This window comes from Salinimicrobium profundisediminis (assembly GCF_026241755.1).
GTDB lineage: Bacteria > Bacteroidota > Bacteroidia > Flavobacteriales > Flavobacteriaceae > Salinimicrobium > Salinimicrobium profundisediminis.
Window position 1 is genome coordinate 31,690 of record NZ_JAPJDA010000029.1, and the last position, 17,590, is coordinate 49,279.

19 protein-coding genes are annotated in these 17,590 nt (G+C 42.3%); 7 read left to right on the forward strand and 12 right to left on the reverse strand.

Translation table 11 applies throughout. The features are described 5' to 3' along the window. Positions 1-4: 4 nt before the first annotated feature. From mscL to OQ279_RS15390, 4 genes are all read left to right on the forward strand, one after another. Entirely contained in the window at positions 5-433 is a 429-nt protein-coding gene (gene mscL, locus OQ279_RS15375) for a large conductance mechanosensitive channel protein MscL (RefSeq protein WP_266070894.1), read from the forward strand. Positions 434-764: 331 nt separating this feature from the next. Next, positions 765-1,754, forward strand: a complete 990-nt coding sequence (locus OQ279_RS15380) for an aspartate-semialdehyde dehydrogenase (protein ID WP_266070895.1) — start codon at positions 765-767, stop codon at positions 1,752-1,754. Positions 1,755-1,882: 128 nt separating this feature from the next. Beyond that, complete coding sequence (locus tag OQ279_RS15385) at positions 1,883-4,054, forward strand: prolyl oligopeptidase family serine peptidase (RefSeq protein WP_266070896.1); 2,172 nt, start codon at positions 1,883-1,885, stop codon at positions 4,052-4,054. Between the two features lie 192 nt (positions 4,055-4,246). Beyond that, positions 4,247-5,215 (forward strand): ABC transporter ATP-binding protein, encoded by a 969-nt coding sequence (locus OQ279_RS15390; RefSeq protein ID WP_266070898.1) that lies wholly within the window; start codon positions 4,247-4,249, stop codon positions 5,213-5,215. 53 nt (positions 5,216-5,268) lie between these two features. Here the strand turns inward: OQ279_RS15390 and OQ279_RS15395 are convergent, their stop codons facing one another. The 11 genes from OQ279_RS15395 to pdxA form a co-directional block, all read right to left on the reverse strand. Continuing rightward, positions 5,269-5,721: a hypothetical protein gene (locus OQ279_RS15395; RefSeq protein ID WP_266070899.1), complete on the reverse strand. Its 453-nt coding sequence runs from the start codon at positions 5,719-5,721 to the stop codon at positions 5,269-5,271. 48 nt (positions 5,722-5,769) lie between these two features. Then, a complete protein-coding gene (locus OQ279_RS15400; protein WP_266070901.1) occupies positions 5,770-6,321 on the reverse strand; it encodes a DUF3575 domain-containing protein in 552 nt (183 codons plus the stop codon). 71 nt (positions 6,322-6,392) lie between these two features. Next, positions 6,393-7,058, reverse strand: a complete 666-nt coding sequence (gene mtgA / locus OQ279_RS15405) for a monofunctional biosynthetic peptidoglycan transglycosylase (protein WP_266070902.1) — start codon at positions 7,056-7,058, stop codon at positions 6,393-6,395. Between the two features lie 2 nt (positions 7,059-7,060). Continuing rightward, a complete protein-coding gene (locus tag OQ279_RS15410; RefSeq protein ID WP_266070903.1) occupies positions 7,061-8,176 on the reverse strand; it encodes an NAD(P)/FAD-dependent oxidoreductase in 1,116 nt (371 codons plus the stop codon). Positions 8,177-8,200: 24 nt separating this feature from the next. Further along, positions 8,201-8,584: a hypothetical protein gene (locus OQ279_RS15415; RefSeq protein ID WP_266070904.1), complete on the reverse strand. Its 384-nt coding sequence runs from the start codon at positions 8,582-8,584 to the stop codon at positions 8,201-8,203. A 302-nt stretch (positions 8,585-8,886) separates the two neighbouring features. Next, the gene (gene accC / locus OQ279_RS15420) at positions 8,887-10,233 is read right to left on the reverse strand and encodes an acetyl-CoA carboxylase biotin carboxylase subunit (protein WP_266070905.1); all 1,347 of its coding nucleotides are present in this window, start codon (positions 10,231-10,233) and stop codon (positions 8,887-8,889) included. A gap of 39 nt (positions 10,234-10,272) precedes the next feature. Next, entirely contained in the window at positions 10,273-10,770 is a 498-nt protein-coding gene (gene accB / locus OQ279_RS15425) for an acetyl-CoA carboxylase biotin carboxyl carrier protein (protein WP_266070906.1), read from the reverse strand. Between the two features lie 21 nt (positions 10,771-10,791). Beyond that, complete coding sequence (locus OQ279_RS15430; RefSeq protein ID WP_266070907.1) at positions 10,792-11,787, reverse strand: beta-ketoacyl-ACP synthase III; 996 nt, start codon at positions 11,785-11,787, stop codon at positions 10,792-10,794. A 168-nt stretch (positions 11,788-11,955) separates the two neighbouring features. Continuing rightward, positions 11,956-12,153, reverse strand: coding sequence for a 50S ribosomal protein L32 (rpmF, locus tag OQ279_RS15435; RefSeq protein ID WP_006988996.1), 198 nt, complete (start codon positions 12,151-12,153; stop codon positions 11,956-11,958). 9 nt (positions 12,154-12,162) lie between these two features. After that, positions 12,163-12,699 carry a YceD family protein gene (locus OQ279_RS15440; protein ID WP_266070908.1) on the reverse strand — a complete coding sequence of 179 codons (537 nt, stop codon included), beginning with the start codon at positions 12,697-12,699 and terminating at the stop codon, positions 12,163-12,165. A gap of 96 nt (positions 12,700-12,795) precedes the next feature. Further along, positions 12,796-13,842 (reverse strand): 4-hydroxythreonine-4-phosphate dehydrogenase PdxA, encoded by a 1,047-nt coding sequence (gene pdxA / locus OQ279_RS15445; protein ID WP_266070909.1) that lies wholly within the window; start codon positions 13,840-13,842, stop codon positions 12,796-12,798. 58 nt (positions 13,843-13,900) lie between these two features. On the opposite strand from pdxA, the gene OQ279_RS15450 reads away from it, so the two are divergent. Continuing rightward, positions 13,901-14,491, forward strand: coding sequence for a riboflavin synthase (locus OQ279_RS15450; RefSeq protein ID WP_266070910.1), 591 nt, complete (start codon positions 13,901-13,903; stop codon positions 14,489-14,491). Here the strand turns inward: OQ279_RS15450 and OQ279_RS15455 are convergent. Next, positions 14,472-14,798 (reverse strand): hypothetical protein, encoded by a 327-nt coding sequence (locus tag OQ279_RS15455; RefSeq protein ID WP_266070911.1) that lies wholly within the window; start codon positions 14,796-14,798, stop codon positions 14,472-14,474. The genes OQ279_RS15450 and OQ279_RS15455 overlap by 20 nt on opposite strands. 230 nt (positions 14,799-15,028) lie before the next feature. Here OQ279_RS15455 and OQ279_RS15460 point away from each other — a divergent pair, with 230 nt between their 5' ends. Both OQ279_RS15460 and OQ279_RS15465 read left to right on the forward strand, forming a co-directional pair. Continuing rightward, positions 15,029-16,087, forward strand: a complete 1,059-nt coding sequence (locus tag OQ279_RS15460) for a transporter substrate-binding domain-containing protein (RefSeq protein WP_266070912.1) — start codon at positions 15,029-15,031, stop codon at positions 16,085-16,087. A gap of 178 nt (positions 16,088-16,265) precedes the next feature. Beyond that, positions 16,266-17,590: M16 family metallopeptidase (locus OQ279_RS15465; RefSeq protein ID WP_266070913.1), on the forward strand; the 1,325-nt coding region annotated here is incomplete at its 3' end.

Sequence of the window (17,590 nt, forward strand, 5' to 3'; positions counted from 1 at the left end):
TATTATGGCATTCTTTAAGGATTTCAAGGCTTTTCTAATGAAAGGCGACATTATTGCCCTTGCTACCGCCGTGGTTGTAGGAGGTGCTTTCAATAAAATAGTTTCTTCTGTGGTAGCCGATATCATCATGCCTCTCATAGGTGTTATTACTGGGGGAGTTGATTTCTCACAAAAATTCATTTCTCTTGACGGTAACGAATATGAAAGCCTGGATGCCGCAAAAGAAGCCGAAGCCGCAGTGCTCACCTACGGCAATGTTATTCAGGCTATTATTTATTTTGTGATTGTGGCCTTCTTTATTTTCCTGGTTTTACGGGCTTATGAAAGAACCAAGACTGCGAAAGAAGCTCCAAAAGTCACTGAACCTAAAGGCCCTTCACAGGAACAGCTACTTACCGAAATTCGGGATGAATTAAGGAAAAAGAACAGCTAAAGATGCCATTTTTCGCGCCTGTGTATCACTGCATGAGCAAGAAATAAATATTTTTGCGGCAAGAGAACGAACTTTAAAACACGTAGTAACCGCTACGCTACATATCCTAACCTTAAACCCCCGGAACCACCGGGGGTCTTTTTTTTACTACAACCCTCCATATTTAACAAACTGTACAAAGTGGTTATAAAAAGTCATTTGAGGCAGAATTTCTTTGTGTCTACTCTTTTTATTATTTGTAGTACAATACATTTGTATAAAATATCAGGACGAGCAGGAAATGGAGCCTTACAGGTTTCCGAAGCCTGTGAGGTCTTTAAATCACTATAGCATGAAAATAGCAGTTGTAGGCGCTACCGGGATGGTGGGCCAGGTAATGTTAAAAGTATTGGCAGAAAGAAACTTTCCGGTTACCGAATTGCTTCCGGTAGCTTCAGAAAGATCTGTAGGCAACAAGATAAGCTTCAATAACAAAGAATATGAAGTGATTGGCCTGGAAGAGGCTGTGGCACAAAAGCCAGATATTGCGCTTTTTTCGGCCGGCGGTGAAACTTCCCTTGAATGGGCACCAAAGTTCGCAGAAGCAGGTACTACCGTCATAGACAATTCCTCGGCCTGGAGAATGCATCCGGAGAAGAAACTTATTGTGCCCGAGATCAATGCTTCAGAATTGACTTCCGAAGATAAAATTATCGCAAACCCCAACTGCTCTACCATTCAAATGGTGATGGCACTTGCCCCTCTTCACAAGGAATACGGTATTACCCGCGTGGTGGTTTCTACTTACCAGTCTATTACAGGCACCGGCGTAAAAGCTGTACAGCAGCTAGAGAACGAATATAAGGGAGAGCAGGGAGAAATGGCATATCCATACCCTATTCACCGTAATGCCATTCCGCAGTGTGACGTTTTTGAAGAAAATGGCTACACCAAAGAAGAGATGAAGCTCACCAACGAGACTAAAAAGATCCTGAAAGACAACGCTGTAGAAGTTACAGCCACCGCTATACGTATTCCGGTAGTGGGCGGGCACAGCGAATCTATAAATGTCACTTTTAGCAGGGATTTTGACGTTAATGACGTTCGAAGACTGTTAAAAGAGTTCCCGGGAGTCACCGTGCAGGATAATACTGACGTAAACACTTATCCCATGCCTATTTATGCCGAAGGTAAAGACGATGTTTTTGTGGGTCGTATAAGAAGAGACCTCTCTCAGGCTAATTCTCTAAACATGTGGATCGTAGCCGATAACCTTCGGAAAGGTGCTGCCACCAATGCGGTGCAAATCGCCGAATACCTGGTAGATAACAAACTTGTTTAAAATATGAGGTGCCAAAAATGGCATTTTTGAAGAGTAATAATTTAAAGGCTGCATATTTCTTGTGCAGCCTTTCTTATATCTTTTAATGAGAAAATTACCTATTTTAGGACCTCTTAAACTACTGATAAATGAATAGAATATTAATTACTGCCCTGGCTGCCGGAACTTTGATCTCCTGCGGAAGTTCACAACAACCTGAACCTGCCCCCGGGACAACCACACAAACCCCATCTACTGCTTTGGAATATCCCACCACCCGAAAAGGTAATACCGTAGACACTTATTTTGGCAACGAGGTGAAAGACCCTTACCGCTGGCTCGAAGATGATCGCAGCGCAGAGACCGAAGCCTGGGTAAAGGCACAAAATGAAGTCACTTTTGAATATCTCAACCAGATTCCCTTCAGGGAAGAACTAAAACAAAGGCTTACCGAACTCTGGAATTACGAGAAATTAAGTGCTCCAAGTGAAGAAGGTGGCTGGATCTACTTCAGCAAAAATAACGGACTCCAAAATCAAAGCGTTATTTACCGCAAAAAATCGGAAAATGCCACGCCCGAAGTATTTTTAGATCCGAATAAATTCAGTGAAGACGGCACAACTTCTCTCTCCGGAATGAGTTTTTCTGAAGATGGAAAAACCCTTGCTTACAGTATTTCTGAAGGTGGAAGCGACTGGAGAAAGATTATTGTTATGGATGCCGAAACCCGCGAAATCAAAGAAGATACTTTGATTGATGTAAAATTCAGCGGCCTTTCCTGGAAAGCCAATGAAGGTTTCTACTATTCAAGTTATGACAAACCTGAAGGAAGCGAACTTTCAGCCAAGACAGATCAGCATAAACTTTACTACCACAAACTCGGCACGCCACAAAGTAAAGATAAAGTGATCTTTGGCGCTACTCCCGAGCAAAAGCATCGTTATGTAGGGGGGAGTGTTTCAGAAGATAACCGCTACCTGTTCATCTCGGCAAGGACTTCAACTTCGGGAGGTAAACTATTTATGATGGATCTCGCAGAAGACAATCCTTCTATTGATACAATAGTAGGCCATGAAGACAGCGAAAGTTATGTAATGGACAACCGCGGCAGCAAGCTTTTTATCGTGACCAATCTAGACGCGCCAAACAGAAAGATCGTTACTGTAGATGCCGCAAATCCGCAGCCCGAAAACTGGAAAGACCTTATTCCTGAAACCGAAAATGTACTTAGCCCATCAACCGGAGGCGGATATATTTTTACTGAATATATGCAGGATGCAGTTTCTAATGTAAAACAGTACGACTATGAAGGAAAACTGGTAAGGGAAATTGATCTTCCCGGAATTGGAACTGCCAGTGGCTTTGGCGGGGAAAAAGACGAAAAAGACCTTTATTACAGTTTTACAAATTATGTTACTCCCGGCAGCATCTACAAATACAATGTAGAAACCGGAACATCAGAGTTGTACAACCGCCCCGAGGTGGCCTTTAATCCTGATAACTATACCAGCGAACAGGTTTTCTATACGTCTAAAGACGGTACTAAAGTGCCTATGATCATCACCTACAAAAAAGGGATTGAAATGAATGGGAAGAACCCAACGATCCTTTACGGTTACGGCGGATTCAATATAAGCCTCACCCCTTCCTTTAGTATTGCCAATGCTGTGTGGATGGAACAGGGCGGAATATATGCCGTACCAAACCTACGGGGTGGCGGGGAATATGGAAAGGACTGGCACGATGCCGGAACTAAATTGCAGAAGCAAAATGTTTTTGATGATTTTATTGCCGCTGCCGAATACCTTATTGAAAATAATTACACCTCCAGAGATTACCTGGCCATTCGGGGAGGTTCCAACGGCGGACTTTTAGTAGGAGCTACCATGACCCAAAGACCAGATCTTATGAAAGTTGCCCTGCCGGCAGTGGGAGTTCTTGATATGCTGCGCTACCACACCTTTACAGCAGGTGCGGGCTGGGCTTACGATTACGGTACCGCCGAAGACAGTGAAGAGATGTTCAATTACCTGAAGGGGTACTCTCCTGTTCACAATGTAGAAAGTGGAGAAGAATACCCTGCTACTTTGGTCACTACAGGAGACCATGATGACCGCGTAGTACCGGCACACTCCTTTAAGTTTGCTGCCGAGCTTCAGGATAAACAGGCAGGTGACGACCCTGTATTGATTAGAATTGAGACTAATGCAGGTCACGGTGCCGGTACCCCGGTGAGCAAGACCATTGAACAATATGCCGACATTTTTGGCTTTACACTTTACAACATGGGATTCAACAAACTCCCTAACCCGGTAAAATAATTTTTGTTCAGACCTTTTTAAAGAGGCTGTTTGAAAGTACTTAAGTGTTATTCTGAATTTATTTCAGGGATCCTGTGATCATCATTAGAGTCACATGAGACCTGCACCAGGTGCAGATCAACACAAATAAGGCTTTGAGACAGCCTCTTTTTATTATTAAAGCTCTAATTTTACAGCCTTAACCAAACGAAGATGCTAAAGGTCAAAAACCTTTCTTTTGCTTATGGAGCCAAGCCGGTGTTAAAGAACCTCAGCTTTAACATCCAAAAAGGGGAAAATATATCAATCATTGGCGCCAGTGGATGCGGTAAAAGCACCCTGCTCCAGTCCCTTTATGGACTTCATGATGTAAAAGGAAAGATCTTCTGGAAAGAAAAGCAGTTGCTGGGGCCCAATTTCAACCTCGTTCCCGGCGAAGATTTCATGAAATACCTCACGCAGGATTTCGACCTGATGCCACCATTGACAGTAGCCGAAAATGTGGGCAAACATCTCTCCAACGCCTACCCCCGTAAAAAACAGCAACGGGTAAACGAGCTTCTCGCTTTGGTAGAAATGAAGGAGCTGGCAAAAACAAAGGCAAAGTTCCTGAGTGGAGGCCAACAACAGCGGGTAGCACTGGCAAGAACCCTCGCAAATCCTCCTGAAGTTTTACTCCTGGATGAACCCTTTAGCCATATTGATCATTTCAGAAAGAACAAACTGCGCAGGAACCTCTTTAGCCACCTGAAAGCAACGGGCACTACCGTAATGCTGGCTACTCACGACAGCACAGATGCACTTTCTTTTGCCGACAAGACCATTGTAATGAAAGCCGGAAGGATTATAGCTATGGGATCGCCCACAGAACTTTATAATAACCCGCCAAATGCCTATGTTGCTTCCCTGTTTGGAGACGTAAATGAACTCCCGGCTTCCCTCTTCTTTGACGATCAACCAGTACGCAAGAAGGTAATTCTCTACCCTCACGACATACATTTGACAGCATCGGGCAGGTATCAGGGGGTAGTCAAAAATGTGTTTTTTAAAGGAAGTTTTTTTCTTACTGAAGTTGAAATAGAAGGAACTTCAGTTTTCGTGGAACACCCGGAAGGCCTGGAAAATGGCAAATCTGTTCGCTTACAAATCGAACAGGATCTACTTGAAAAAAGGTTAGGCTAAGTGAGAATTTGTTCCGAAGAAATTATGCAATTCAGAAATGCAGATATTTACCTTTAGAAAATTTCTTCTATTTGTAATTCCCTGCCATTAAACGTCACGCTACTTCCCTTCTTTTTTCCCATAAATATTTGTGCTATTGGAGCACCTACCCCTACAGTATAATATTTCTCATTGTCCACACTAATTTCACCGGCAGGAATGGCAATAAAATAATTGGCCACTGTAGTTTTCACGATACTTCCAAAACCTGCTACATTCCCCGTACTACCTGTGGGGACTTCCTTAAGCGTTCTTTTAAGCCTTTTAAAACCTTCGGCCTGGTTTGCCACTTTCTCAAATTCGAGGTGCAGCATAGCCCTTTCGGTCTCATATTTATCGCCCATAGAGCATTTGGTCTCCAGTTTTAGAGCAGCTTCAAGATCGTCTATGACATGCTGTACGGTTTCGATCTTTTTCTCTACGTAAGCAGCGCAGGCTTCAATCAACTTTTCTTTTATTTCAGACATTTTTTCTTTGCTGTTATTTTAATGTCAAAGCCTCAATCAGGAAGTTTTTTAAAATCTCTTGCCAACTGTAAGGCCAAATCTGGGATAAGCAACGCTTATATTATCTGAACCTAAAAAGTTTCTTCCAGCTCCTCCAAAAACTTCAAACACCCATCCACTTTCAGTCATAAATTTTGATCCTACCGCAAGACCTATCCCTGCACCTATTTCATTTTCAGTTTTAACTTCGTAAGTACTCCCGTTATAGTAGGTGTATTCTTCATCATCTACTACGTAAAAGGCCGCATTCCCCTCCACAAAAAATCCGGCAGCAGGTTTTTTACCAAAATAGATCCTGTAATAGGGAATAGCCATAAAATCAATTTCTATATCATCTATAGAAAAGTTAACAGAAATACCCAAAGCAGACTCATCATTCAAAATTCGCTCGTAGCTAAGCTCGGGGAAACCAATGAGCAAATACATTCCATTTAATTTTAATTCGTTTTTACCGGAATAAGGTACCTGCTCGTGTGGGGTAGCTATTTCTTCAGTCTCCTGGGAATATCCATGAAAACAAAACAACATGGATATTAATAATAGAGGTAGTATTCTGTTCATTGATTGCTGATTTTAAATTGAGTAAATATAATTTTATTTGGTCCTGTTTTTTTGGAATGTCTTAAATTCTATTAAAGCTCAATTTTTCCGAGATTCCTCATTTGCCTCACAATCCAGCTCTTCCTGCCCCCAATGTAACTGCTGGCAGGATTCGCCCTGTATTCCCGAGGATTTGGGAGTATGGCTGCAATGGCAGCGGCTTCATAGGCGGTAAGGTTCTCTGCACTCTTTTTAAACCAGGCTTGAGCAGCAGCTTCGGCGCCATAAACGCTTTTGCCCATTTCTATGCTGTTAAGGTAAACCTCAAGAATGCGCTCTTTACTCCACAAAAGTTCTATCCAAAAGGTAAAATAAACTTCCAGGCCTTTTCTAAACCAGCTGCGCTGTGGCCATAGAAAAACGTTCTTGGCAGTTTGCTGCGAAATAGTGCTGGCGCCCCTTACTCTTTTCCCTTTTTTATTGTCTTCCATGGCCTTTTGAATCGCTTTATAGTCAAACCCATTGTGACTGGGGAAATTTTGATCTTCACTGGCAATCACTGCCAGCTTCAGGTTGTCAGAAATCTCCTCCATGGGCACCCAATCATGTTTTATGTCTTCATCAGGATTTTCAAAGTACCTGATGACCATTAACGGAGTAAAGGGTACCGGCACCCACTTATAGACCACAACCATAAATATGCTGAAGAGAAACAATCCCAGCACCAGTTTCAGTAAAAACCTGAAAAATCTTTTCATTTTTATTCAATTAGATCGGCCAGTTCTTTTCCTACGAGACTGCCAATTGCTATACCCATTCCGCCTAAACGCACTCCGCAGAACACGTGTTTCGAAACTTTTTTAACCACAGGTTTCTTCTGTTCCCCCATGCCCATTATTCCGCTCCACCTTCTTTCGATCTTATAAGGAGTATCGGGTAAAATGACATTTTTGAGCAAGCTTTCAAGCCGCTGTTGCACCAGTGCCGTCAATGCCATTTCGGTGGTTTCTTCTCCTTTAAGGTTGAGGTTCCTGCCTCCGCCCAGCAGAATCCTATCGTTAATATTTCTGAAGTAATAAAAACCTTTTTCAAGGTGAAAAGTGCCTTTTAGATGAAGGTTGGGAATAGGAGCTGTGATCAACACCTGTGCCCGGGCCGGCTTAACCTCTGGAATGCCCAGTTGTGAAGCAAAGCCATTGGTGGCAATAAGCAAATTCCCGGTGTAAAAACTAAAATGTTCTGTTTCTACTTCTACGGAATCATCTACTTCAGCAAAACCATTTACGGTAACCGAATTGAGGATCTTCACGCCGGCTGCCTGCACCTTCTGAAGCAGGGCACTCATCATTTTCCCGGTATCAAGCTGGCCTTCAAATTTATTGTAGATCAGGCTGTTATCTACTTTTGCAAATCCGAATTTATTATTGGTTATGCTGAAGACATCCTCTCCAAAAATGGGGTTTAGAAGGCTGTTTATTTTTGCCATTTTTGACACACAAGCTTCAAAGAGATCTTCTTCGGCTGCAGTAAATAGTTCATATCCGCCATTTACCTGCAAATCAATACCATCACTATTCAAAGTTCTTTTGAGTAGATCAAGCCCCTGTACCCGTTTTCTCACCAGTTCTACCATCTCTTCTTCGGAATGATGCTGCAGGTCGTCCAGAATTTCGCTAAGGCTTCCAAAAGCAGCAAAACCCGCATTTTTTGTACTAGCACCATTGGGTAGAAGTCCTCTTTCGAGGATTACCACCTTTGCTTCGGGATAACGGGTTTTTAATTGCAGGGCGCAGGTAAGTCCGGTAATCCCGCTGCCAACAATGGTAAAATCAATATTAGAAAACCAGGAATCGTGTTCCCAAAAAGAAAAGCTCATAAAAATGCCATTTTGTAGCCAAAGTTATTCTTTTTTTGCCTCTTCTTTTACGTCTTCGGGTTTCCCTCTTGAAAGTTTAAGAGGAACGAGTGCTCCGCCTTGTCTTAATGAGCCGGAAAGTTCCTCTTGCTTTAGTCTTCCTTTAAAATGGAACCCTCCAAGCTTCGGTGCCTTTACCTCCAATACATTATCTTTAAAAGATGTAGACTCAACAGGAATATCAAAAGCATTTTGTGCAGGACTATCTAAGGTAGTGGTATAGCCATCCTTATTTTCAGAAATATGGAAGACAATTCCCATATTACGGTCCTGTACAATCAATTCGCCATACCAGTCGCCGGTAATCTCCTGTGCACTTAAGGAGTTGCTGAGAAATAATAAAAGTAGAACTGAAAATACCTTCTTCATAATTTTAGGTTTAAAGAATTAACTAAAATGTTTAATGCTACACCGGCCACCACGGTAGATAAACATTTCCTTTAAGATAAGAATTTATTGCTAAACCCCTGTAAAGCAAAACCTTTGAAATAAATTTTGAAGTAGCAATGAAATTTTCGGAACACGCTTTTCGCTGAAGGAGATAAAAAATACCGCTGCCTTCCAGGAGCAGGAATTCAAGACAATAAATAAAAAAGACCTCACAGGTTTTGAAAACCTGTGAGGTCTAAGGTATAGTAATTAAGGATCGCTGTAGCAATCCCCATATAATATTACTCTCTTGGTTTCATTTTGAAACTCTCCATGAACTTGGTGGTGTAGTTCCCCGCAACATAATCTGGCTCATCCATCAACTGCCTGTGAAACGGAATTGTGGTTTTCACACCTTCAATTACAAACTCGTCAAGAGCCCGTCTCATTTTACTAATCGCTTCTTCGCGGGTTTGGGCGGTAGTAATCAATTTGGCAATCATAGAGTCGTAGTTAGGCGGAATCACATAACCACTATACACATGAGTATCTATACGCACTCCATGCCCACCCGGTGCATGCAGGTTGGTAATCTTTCCGGGGGAAGGTCTAAAGTCGTGATATGGGTCTTCAGCATTAATCCGGCACTCAATAGAGTGTAACTGTGGCTCGTAGTTCTTACCTGAGATAGGCACTCCTGCTGCCACAAGGATCTGTTCCCGAATGAGGTCGTAATCTATCACCTGTTCGGTAATAGGATGCTCTACCTGAATACGGGTATTCATTTCCATGAAGTAGAAGTTCCTGTGTTTATCTACAAGGAACTCTACGGTACCGGCGCCTTCATACTTGATGTATTCGGCTGCTTTAACTGCAGCATCTCCCATTTGTTTCCGAAGTTTATCGGTCATAAAAGGAGACGGAGTTTCTTCGGTAAGTTTTTGATGGCGTCGCTGTACAGAACAATCCCTTTCTGAGAGGTGACAGGCTTTACCTGAACTGTCTCCCACGATTTGGATCTCAATATGTCGCGGCTCCTCAATGAGTTTCTCCATGTACATGCCATCGTTACCGAAGGCTGCACCTGCTTCCTGCCTGGCCGATTCCCATGCTTTTTGCAGATCTTCCTTTTTCCAAACGGCACGCATTCCTTTACCACCACCACCGGCGGTAGCTTTCAGCATAACGGGATAACCCATATCATTGGCGATCTTCTCGGCTTCTTCATAAGATTCGAGAATGCCTTCTGACCCGGGAACACAAGGCACCCCGGCAGCTCTCATAGTAGCTTTAGCCGTGGCTTTATCTCCCATCTTATCTATCATATCGGGGCTGGCACCAATAAATTTGATATCGTGTTCAGCACAGATCTTCGAAAATTTAGCATTTTCAGAAAGAAAACCATATCCCGGATGAATAGCATCTGCATTGGTAATCTCGGCCGCTGCTATGATATTTGAAATCTTTAAATAGGAAAGGTTGCTGGGAGGAGGGCCAATGCAAACTGCTTCATCGGCGAAACGAACATGAAGACTTTCTGCATCGGCGGTAGAGTATACCGCAACGGTCTTAATGCCCATTTCTTTACAGGTGCGAATAACGCGCAAGGCAATTTCTCCCCTGTTGGCAATTAATATTTTTTTAAACATACTGTTTAGTTTTGGCTTTAGGGTAGCTCCTTACAGCTATTATGACGGATCTACCAGGAATAGAGGTTGATCAAATTCTACTGGTGATGAATCATCAACCAGTACCTTCACGATCTTTCCGGAAATCTCACTTTCAATCTCGTTGAAGAGCTTCATAGCTTCAATCACACAAAGAACATCACCTACTTTTACAGAGTCTCCAACTTCTACAAAAGGACCTTTGTCTGGAGATGGTTTTCTATAGAAGGTTCCAATTATAGGAGACTTAATAGTAACATATCCTTTATCTTCCTGTGCGGCATTGGCTTCGCCCCCGGTTGTAGCACTCTCCTGTTGTTGTGGAGAAGAAAGCTGTTGCTGCACCGGCTGTTGCACTTGTGGTGCAGCCTGCATAGGTACCTGCTGCAGGATTGTGGTTTCCCTTTCGTCAGATCCGGTTTTGATGGTGATCTTTACATCATCCATTTCCAGCTTTACTTCACTGGCTCCAGATTTTGCCACAAACTTGATGAGATTCTGAATTTCTTTTAAATCCATATTATTTAGTGTTGGGTGTTTTTAAGAATTATAAGCCCACTTGAGGTAGATAGAACCCCAGGTGAAGCCACCTCCAAACGAAGCAAAAATAAGATTATCTCCTTTTTTAAACTGTTTTTCGAAGTCGCTTAATAGTAAAGGCAAAGTAGCCGAAGTTGTATTACCATACCTATGAATATTCATAAGCACTTTGGAATCATCGATCCCCATTCGGCTTGAAGTTGCATCTATAATCCGGCGGTTAGCCTGGTGTGGCACCAGCCAGTTGACATCTTCATTTGAAAGATTATTTCGCTCCATGATCTTTGCACTCACATCGGCCATATTGGTAACGGCAAATTTGAATACGGTCTTTCCATCCTGAAAGACATAATGTTGCTTATCGGCCACTGTTTGTGCCGTTGCAGGAATAAGAGAGCCACCGGCAGAAATTTTGAGAAATTCTCTTCCGGCGCCATCGCTTCTAAGAATTTCATCCTGTAGCCCAAGACCTTCTTCATTGGGTTCAAACAAAGCAGCCCCTGCGCCATCTCCAAAGATGATACAGGTAGTTCTATCTGTATAGTCAATAATTGAAGACATTTTATCGGCCCCTATAACAAGAACCTTTTTGTACCTGCCGCTTTCAATATATGCTGCGGCGGTAGACATCCCGTAGAGAAAACTGGAGCAGGCAGCCTGCAGGTCGTAAGCAAAAGCATTTACGGCACCTATTTGTGATGCCACGTAAACACCTGTCGCTGCGACCGGAAGGTCGGGCGTTGCCGTAGCCATAATTAGCAGGTCAATTTCTGCCGGGTCTATTCCAGATTTATCTATAAGGTTTTGGGCGGCTTTAATTGCCAGGTAGGAAGTTCCTTTATCAGCATCCTTAAGGATGCGGCGCTCTTTGATGCCGGTTCTTGAGGTGATCCACTCGTCGTTGGTATCAACCATAGTCTCAAGGATTTTGTTTGAAAGAACAAATTCCGGTACATACGCGCCTACAGCTGTAATCGCTGCTGTTGTTTTACTCATAAACATGCATTTAATGCCTCTGCAAAATGGTTAAATTACTGAGAAACAGTAGACTAATAAAACTCACAATACAGCGGTGCAAATTAAGGTGTTTTTAGCACTTTATCAACTTAAAACAAAAAACTCTCACTATGTGAGAGTTTGGAGTATTTTCAAAGCTCTTGAATATTAAGCTTCTACTTCTTCTGTATTGTCAATTAACACCTGACCACGGTAGTATAATTTACCTTCATGCCAGTGTGCCCTGTGGTACAAATGAGCTTCTCCTGTAGTAGGATCTGTAGCTATTTGTGGTACAGAGGCTTTATAATGCGTTCTTCTTTTATCTCTCCTCGTCTTTGAGGTCTTTCTCTTAGGATGTGCCATGGCTGCGTATTATTTATCGTTTAATAAATTTTTCAATTTTTCCCAGCGGGGATCTATGTCCTCCTCTGTTTTAGTCTCTTTTTCTCGCGGACTTAACTCGTCCAGCTTTTCAAGTACATCTGACTTTAAAGTGCCATCTAGCACTCCAGGATGAACTCTTTTTGACGGAACGGCCAAAACCAGCATTTCATAAATGTACTGTTGGATATTTACCTCGTACTCACCATGCGGCAAGATCAAAATATCCTCATTGTCATCGTTATACTCCTGCCCAAACTTAATTACCAGAAATAGCTCACTGTCTATTGGCTGGTCATAAGGTTCGTTTGTAAGGTCGCAGTAAACGTTTACCATTCCCGATGCTTTAAAAGTGAGCTCCAACATGGTCGATTTCTTCTCAAAAAGAAGATCTATCTTTATGTTGGCACTGTTAAATTCATCGTAATCAAAATGTTCAAAGAACTTATTGTCAACCTCGTACTTGAACTGGTGTTTACCTTGTTTAAGACCCACAAAGGGGATCGTAAACTCCTTTAGTTTCCTCATTTCATCATCAGTTTCAAGTGCCTACCCCTCAGGATAAGGCGGGTGCAAAGATATAAAAATTAATTAACTGCCTATTCTTTATGAACAATTTTTTGTTTATATCTTCTTGCCCTGTTTCTTCAGGACGTTTTGGGTGAGTTCTTCATATTCCTGACGGCTTTTAAAGATATCTATTCCCTTGAACACGGCTTCTTTAAATGAGTGGTGATCGGCCTCGTTCTTTCCGGCAATCTCGTATGCCGTACCGTGATCGGGCGAAGTGCGCACCTTACTAAGACCGGCTGTGAAATTAACCCCGCTTCCGAAGGAAAGGGTTTTAAAAGGAATTAATCCCTGGTCGTGATAAGCTGCAATAATTGCATCAAAATTTTTATAATTACCACTTCCGAAGAAACTGTCGGCAGAATAGGGGCCAAAAATGAGCTTTCCGGAGTTCCTTATTTTTTCAAGAGTGGGCTTCATGATCTCCTCATCCTCATTTCCAATAACTCCGCCGTCACCACTGTGCGGATTAATTCCCAGCACCGCAATTTTAGGCTGCGAGATCCTGAAATCCTGCTGCAACGTTTTATGAATGATCCTCACTTTCTTTTCGATCAATTGGGGTGTTATAGCTGCAGCTACATCTTTTACCGCCACATGATCTGTCAAAAGCCCAACTTTTAAGGTATCGGTGATCATAAACATGAGGCTTTCCCCTCCCAATTCCTTTGCCAGATAATCTGTATGGCCCGGAAAGCGAAACTCTTCACTCTGAATGTTGTGTTTATTTATAGGCGCGGTAACAAGAATATCAACATCACCCTGCTTTAGAGCATTGGTTGCTGCCTGTAACGAAAGAAAGGCATGCCTGCCGGCCTCTTCTGTCTCCTCACCAAAATTCACCGTCACATTCTCTTTCCAGACATTTACCACATTGAACTTATTATCAATGGCCTGGGCTGCATCATCAACCCCCTGAAAGGCAATATCGATATTGAGTTTTTTCTTGATGAACGTAATGGTTCTGGCCGATGCAAATACAACCGGTGTGCAGAGCTCCATCATTCTAACATCCTCAAAAGTCTTAAGCACGATCTCACTTCCAATTCCGTTGAGATCTCCAATACTAATTCCCACTTTTATTTTGTCGGATGATTTCATAATGTTTTCCTGTATTTACACTAATTTTATACCTGCAAAGGTAATTAATAATAGGAGAATGTTTACAGGCATCATTGAAGAACTGGGAGTAGTCACGGCACTGACTAAAAGTGGAGACAACCTTAATATTAGTATTAAAGCCAACTTTACTTCACAGCTGAAGATAGATCAAAGTGTAGCTCATAACGGCGTATGTTTGACTGTGGTAGATATTGCACAGGGGGAATATACTGTTACTGCTATTGCTGAAACCCTCTCAAAAACCAACCTGGGAGAATTAAAGAAAGGAGATGTGGTAAACCTGGAGCGGGGTATGCAATTGGGCGCCCGGCTAGACGGCCATATTGTGCAGGGCCATGTAGACCAAACCGCTTTATGCACCGCAGTGGCGGAAAAGAATGGCAGCTGGGAGTTTACTTTTGAATATGACCCTGGGCTGCAAAACATCACTATAGAAAAAGGTTCTATTACTGTAAACGGGGTAAGCTTAACCGTTGTGAATTCGGGTAAGAACAACTTTAGCGTGGCTATTATTCCCTACACCTTTGAGCATACCACTTTTAAAATGATCAAAAAGGGAACCAGAGTCAACCTGGAATTTGACGTTATTGGGAAGTATGTAAAGCGACTTACTCAGTTAAATCCTTAAGTTCCTCCTCTTTCTTCCTGAGTCTGAATAACTGGAATGCTCCAAGCGCAACCCCCGAAAGGAACAGGGGCAACAAATAATCGTTTATAGGTAAGCAAAAACCCGGTGGTGGTGGTGGACTGCCGTCTCCTGGATCATCAGTTTCTCCACAACCATTATCTGTCGTGGAGTCCTGGGTGCTTTGCATCATAGGCGGTGGTGGGTTCTTCGAATCCTGCGCATAAGCGCCCTGGAAATAAATTCCAAAGGCAAGACCTGCAAGCAGAACAAGTATGATCTGGTATTTCCCCTGTTTACCCATGGTCACAATATTCTAATAATTAAAAGTAATAAACAAATTACCTGTCAGGGAATATCCAATAATTCACTTTCCTACTAATTATCAAATATATTGACTATCACCCTGCAGAATTTCTCCACCCTATCTAAGGTTTACTTTTCTTACAAAATTACAGGTTATCCTGCATTTTTTGCTCTTCAGCACTCTAAAAAGGTCTTTATCTATAAATTTATAAATTGAGATCCTATTTTAGCCTTATGAATAAATATATCTTTTTTCTTTTCTTTAGTTTAAGCATTGTAACGACTCAGGCACAGGATTCTTTAAATACTGCAGGCGAACTTATTATTGGATTAACCGAGGCTCCTCCTTTTGTGATGAAGGAGGGAAGCGATTTTGCGGGTCTTAGTATTGAATCATGGAAGCTGGTAAACAGGGAATTGAATGCTAATTATAAGTATAAGCAATTCGAAACTCTTGATGCGCTGCTACAGGCGGTAGAACAGGGAAAAGTTGATCTTAGCATCAACCCCATCACTGTTACCGATAAGAGAATGCAAAAAATGGATTTTTCACAGCCCTACTTCATCTCTTACACCGGGATTGCAAGAAAAAGTGGTTCTGCAGTCTGGAGATACCTCTCTAATATTTTTAGCTGGAACTTCTTCTCGGCCATACTTATCCTGGTGGGGGTCATCTTTATTTTTGGAATGCTGGTCTGGATCTTTGAACGAAAAAAGAACAAAGAAGAATTTGGGCCCGGTGCCAAAGGAATACTCCAGGGCTTCTGGTGGAGTGCAGTGACCATGACCACCGTGGGCTACGGGGATAAGTCGCCACGTACTTTTGGTGGGAGAGTTGTAGGTTTTATCTGGATGTTCATAGCTATTATCATGATCTCTACCCTTACAGCGGGAATTGCCTCTTCCCTTACCGTACAAAACATTCAGGATGAAATTGGCACGGTTCAGGATCTGGAAAGATTTGAGATCTATACCGTAAAAAGTTCCAGTGCACAGGAATTACTGGACCAGTACAACATTGATTCCTATAAAGTTCTCAATGCCAACGAGGGCCTGGAAGCGCTCCTGGAGAATGATAAAAACGTGCTGGTATACGATAAACCTATTCTTAGCTATTATATTGAAGAAAAAGAACTGCAGGAGGAACTTACCGTTCTTGAAAACAGCCTCAAAAAAGACTACTACAGTTATAGTTTCCCAAAGCACTCTAAACTTGTAAACCAAATAGACCCTATTCTTATTGGAACGCTGAAAACCATGGAATGGAACAGCCTGATTTCTGAATACAAGTAATCATACAGTCACTTTATCTCCTTCCCCAGCTTTATAAGTGACTACATTAGCTTCTGAAGAACTTTATATTTTTTTCACTTCATTTCATTTAATATTGTAACATTACTGCTGAAAATCAGACACATTACTATTTAGCACTTATTATATTCAGCAAATTTTAACTAAAACCAAAAGAAGTATGAAAAAAGTAAGGTTCCTCGCAATGGCACTTATGCTGCCCTTGTTAACCTCCACCTTTACTTCCTGTGATGACCTGCAGGGAAAAGAAACTGACAGTCTCCAGGACCAGAGCCTGTCTATTGAGTACGAAAAATACGAACTTGACAACGGTCTAAATGTGGTACTGCACCAGGACAAGTCAGATCCTATTGTGTCAGTTGCCATCCAGTACGGGGTGGGTTCTAACCGGGAGAAAAAAGGCCGCACAGGTTTTGCGCATCTCTTTGAACACATGTTATTCCAGGAATCTGAAAATGTACCACAAGATCAATTCTTTAAAAAAATCCAGGATGTGGGTGGAACCCTAAACGGCGGTACCTGGCAGGATGGTACTGTTTATTATGAAGTAGTACCCCAAAATGCACTTGAAATGGTGCTCTGGCTGGAATCTGACCGTATGGGATATTTCATTAATACTGTAACTGAAGCTGCATTTGCCAACCAGCAGGAGGTAGTACAGAATGAGAAACGCCAGCGGGTAGACAACAACCCTTATGGACACACCGGCTGGGTGATCGATAAAAACCTTTTCCCTGATGGCCACCCATACAGCTGGCAGGTGATAGGCGAACTTGAAGACCTTCAAAGTGCCACTATAGCTGATGTTAAGGAATTCTACGACAAATTTTATGGCCCCAACAACGCCACCCTGGTGATTGCCGGAGATTTTGACAGGGACGAGACCAAAGCAATGATCGAGAAGTATTTTGGCGAAATAAAAAAGCGTCAGGAAGTTGCCCCGCTTGAGGTACAAAACGTAAAGCTTTCAGAAACTAAAAGGCTTTACCATGAAGATAACTTTGCTACCGCACCTCAGCTCAATATGGTGTGGCCTACAGTTGAACATTATACTGCCGATGCCTATGCGCTCGATTTCCTGGGAGAGATCCTTTCCGACGGAAAAGAAGCGCCACTGTATGAAGTACTGGTAAAAGAAGAAGAACTGGCCTCTGAACCAATAGCCTTCAACAGCTCTGATCAAATTGCCGGGAAATTTCGAATCCTGGTCACTGCCAACGCAGGGGTAGATTTAGACAGTGTTGAAGCCGGTATTGAAAAAGCCTTTGATCGTTTTGAAAAAGAAGGAGTTACAGAACGGGATATTGAACGCATAAAAGCAGGTCTTGAAACCGATTTTTACAACGGCATAAGCAGCGTACTTGGAAAATCCTTCCAGCTCGCCCAATATGATGTCTTCACCGGAGACCCGGGTTACATTGAAAAAGATATAGAAAATATCAAAAAAGTGACCAAAGAAGATGTGATGAGGGTATATAATACCTA

Excerpts from the sequence above, each read along its gene's own strand:
- mscL (WP_266070894.1), top strand. The coding sequence starts at position 5 with ATGGCATTCTTTAAGGATTTCAAGGCTTTTCTAATGAAAGGCGACATT.
- OQ279_RS15380 (WP_266070895.1), top strand. The coding sequence starts at position 765 with ATGAAAATAGCAGTTGTAGGCGCTACCGGGATGGTGGGCCAGGTAATG.
- OQ279_RS15385 (WP_266070896.1), top strand. The coding sequence starts at position 1,883 with ATGAATAGAATATTAATTACTGCCCTGGCTGCCGGAACTTTGATCTCC.
- OQ279_RS15390 (WP_266070898.1), top strand. The coding sequence starts at position 4,247 with ATGCTAAAGGTCAAAAACCTTTCTTTTGCTTATGGAGCCAAGCCGGTG.
- OQ279_RS15395 (WP_266070899.1), bottom strand. The coding sequence starts at position 5,721 with ATGTCTGAAATAAAAGAAAAGTTGATTGAAGCCTGCGCTGCTTACGTA.
- OQ279_RS15400 (WP_266070901.1), bottom strand. The coding sequence starts at position 6,321 with ATGAACAGAATACTACCTCTATTATTAATATCCATGTTGTTTTGTTTT.
- mtgA (WP_266070902.1), bottom strand. The coding sequence starts at position 7,058 with ATGAAAAGATTTTTCAGGTTTTTACTGAAACTGGTGCTGGGATTGTTT.
- OQ279_RS15410 (WP_266070903.1), bottom strand. The coding sequence starts at position 8,176 with ATGAGCTTTTCTTTTTGGGAACACGATTCCTGGTTTTCTAATATTGAT.
- OQ279_RS15415 (WP_266070904.1), bottom strand. The coding sequence starts at position 8,584 with ATGAAGAAGGTATTTTCAGTTCTACTTTTATTATTTCTCAGCAACTCC.
- accC (WP_266070905.1), bottom strand. The coding sequence starts at position 10,233 with ATGTTTAAAAAAATATTAATTGCCAACAGGGGAGAAATTGCCTTGCGC.
- accB (WP_266070906.1), bottom strand. The coding sequence starts at position 10,770 with ATGGATTTAAAAGAAATTCAGAATCTCATCAAGTTTGTGGCAAAATCT.
- OQ279_RS15430 (WP_266070907.1), bottom strand. The coding sequence starts at position 11,787 with ATGAGTAAAACAACAGCAGCGATTACAGCTGTAGGCGCGTATGTACCG.
- rpmF (WP_006988996.1), bottom strand. The coding sequence starts at position 12,153 with ATGGCACATCCTAAGAGAAAGACCTCAAAGACGAGGAGAGATAAAAGA.
- OQ279_RS15440 (WP_266070908.1), bottom strand. The coding sequence starts at position 12,699 with ATGAGGAAACTAAAGGAGTTTACGATCCCCTTTGTGGGTCTTAAACAA.
- pdxA (WP_266070909.1), bottom strand. The coding sequence starts at position 13,842 with ATGAAATCATCCGACAAAATAAAAGTGGGAATTAGTATTGGAGATCTC.
- OQ279_RS15450 (WP_266070910.1), top strand. The coding sequence starts at position 13,901 with ATGTTTACAGGCATCATTGAAGAACTGGGAGTAGTCACGGCACTGACT.
- OQ279_RS15460 (WP_266070912.1), top strand. The coding sequence starts at position 15,029 with ATGAATAAATATATCTTTTTTCTTTTCTTTAGTTTAAGCATTGTAACG.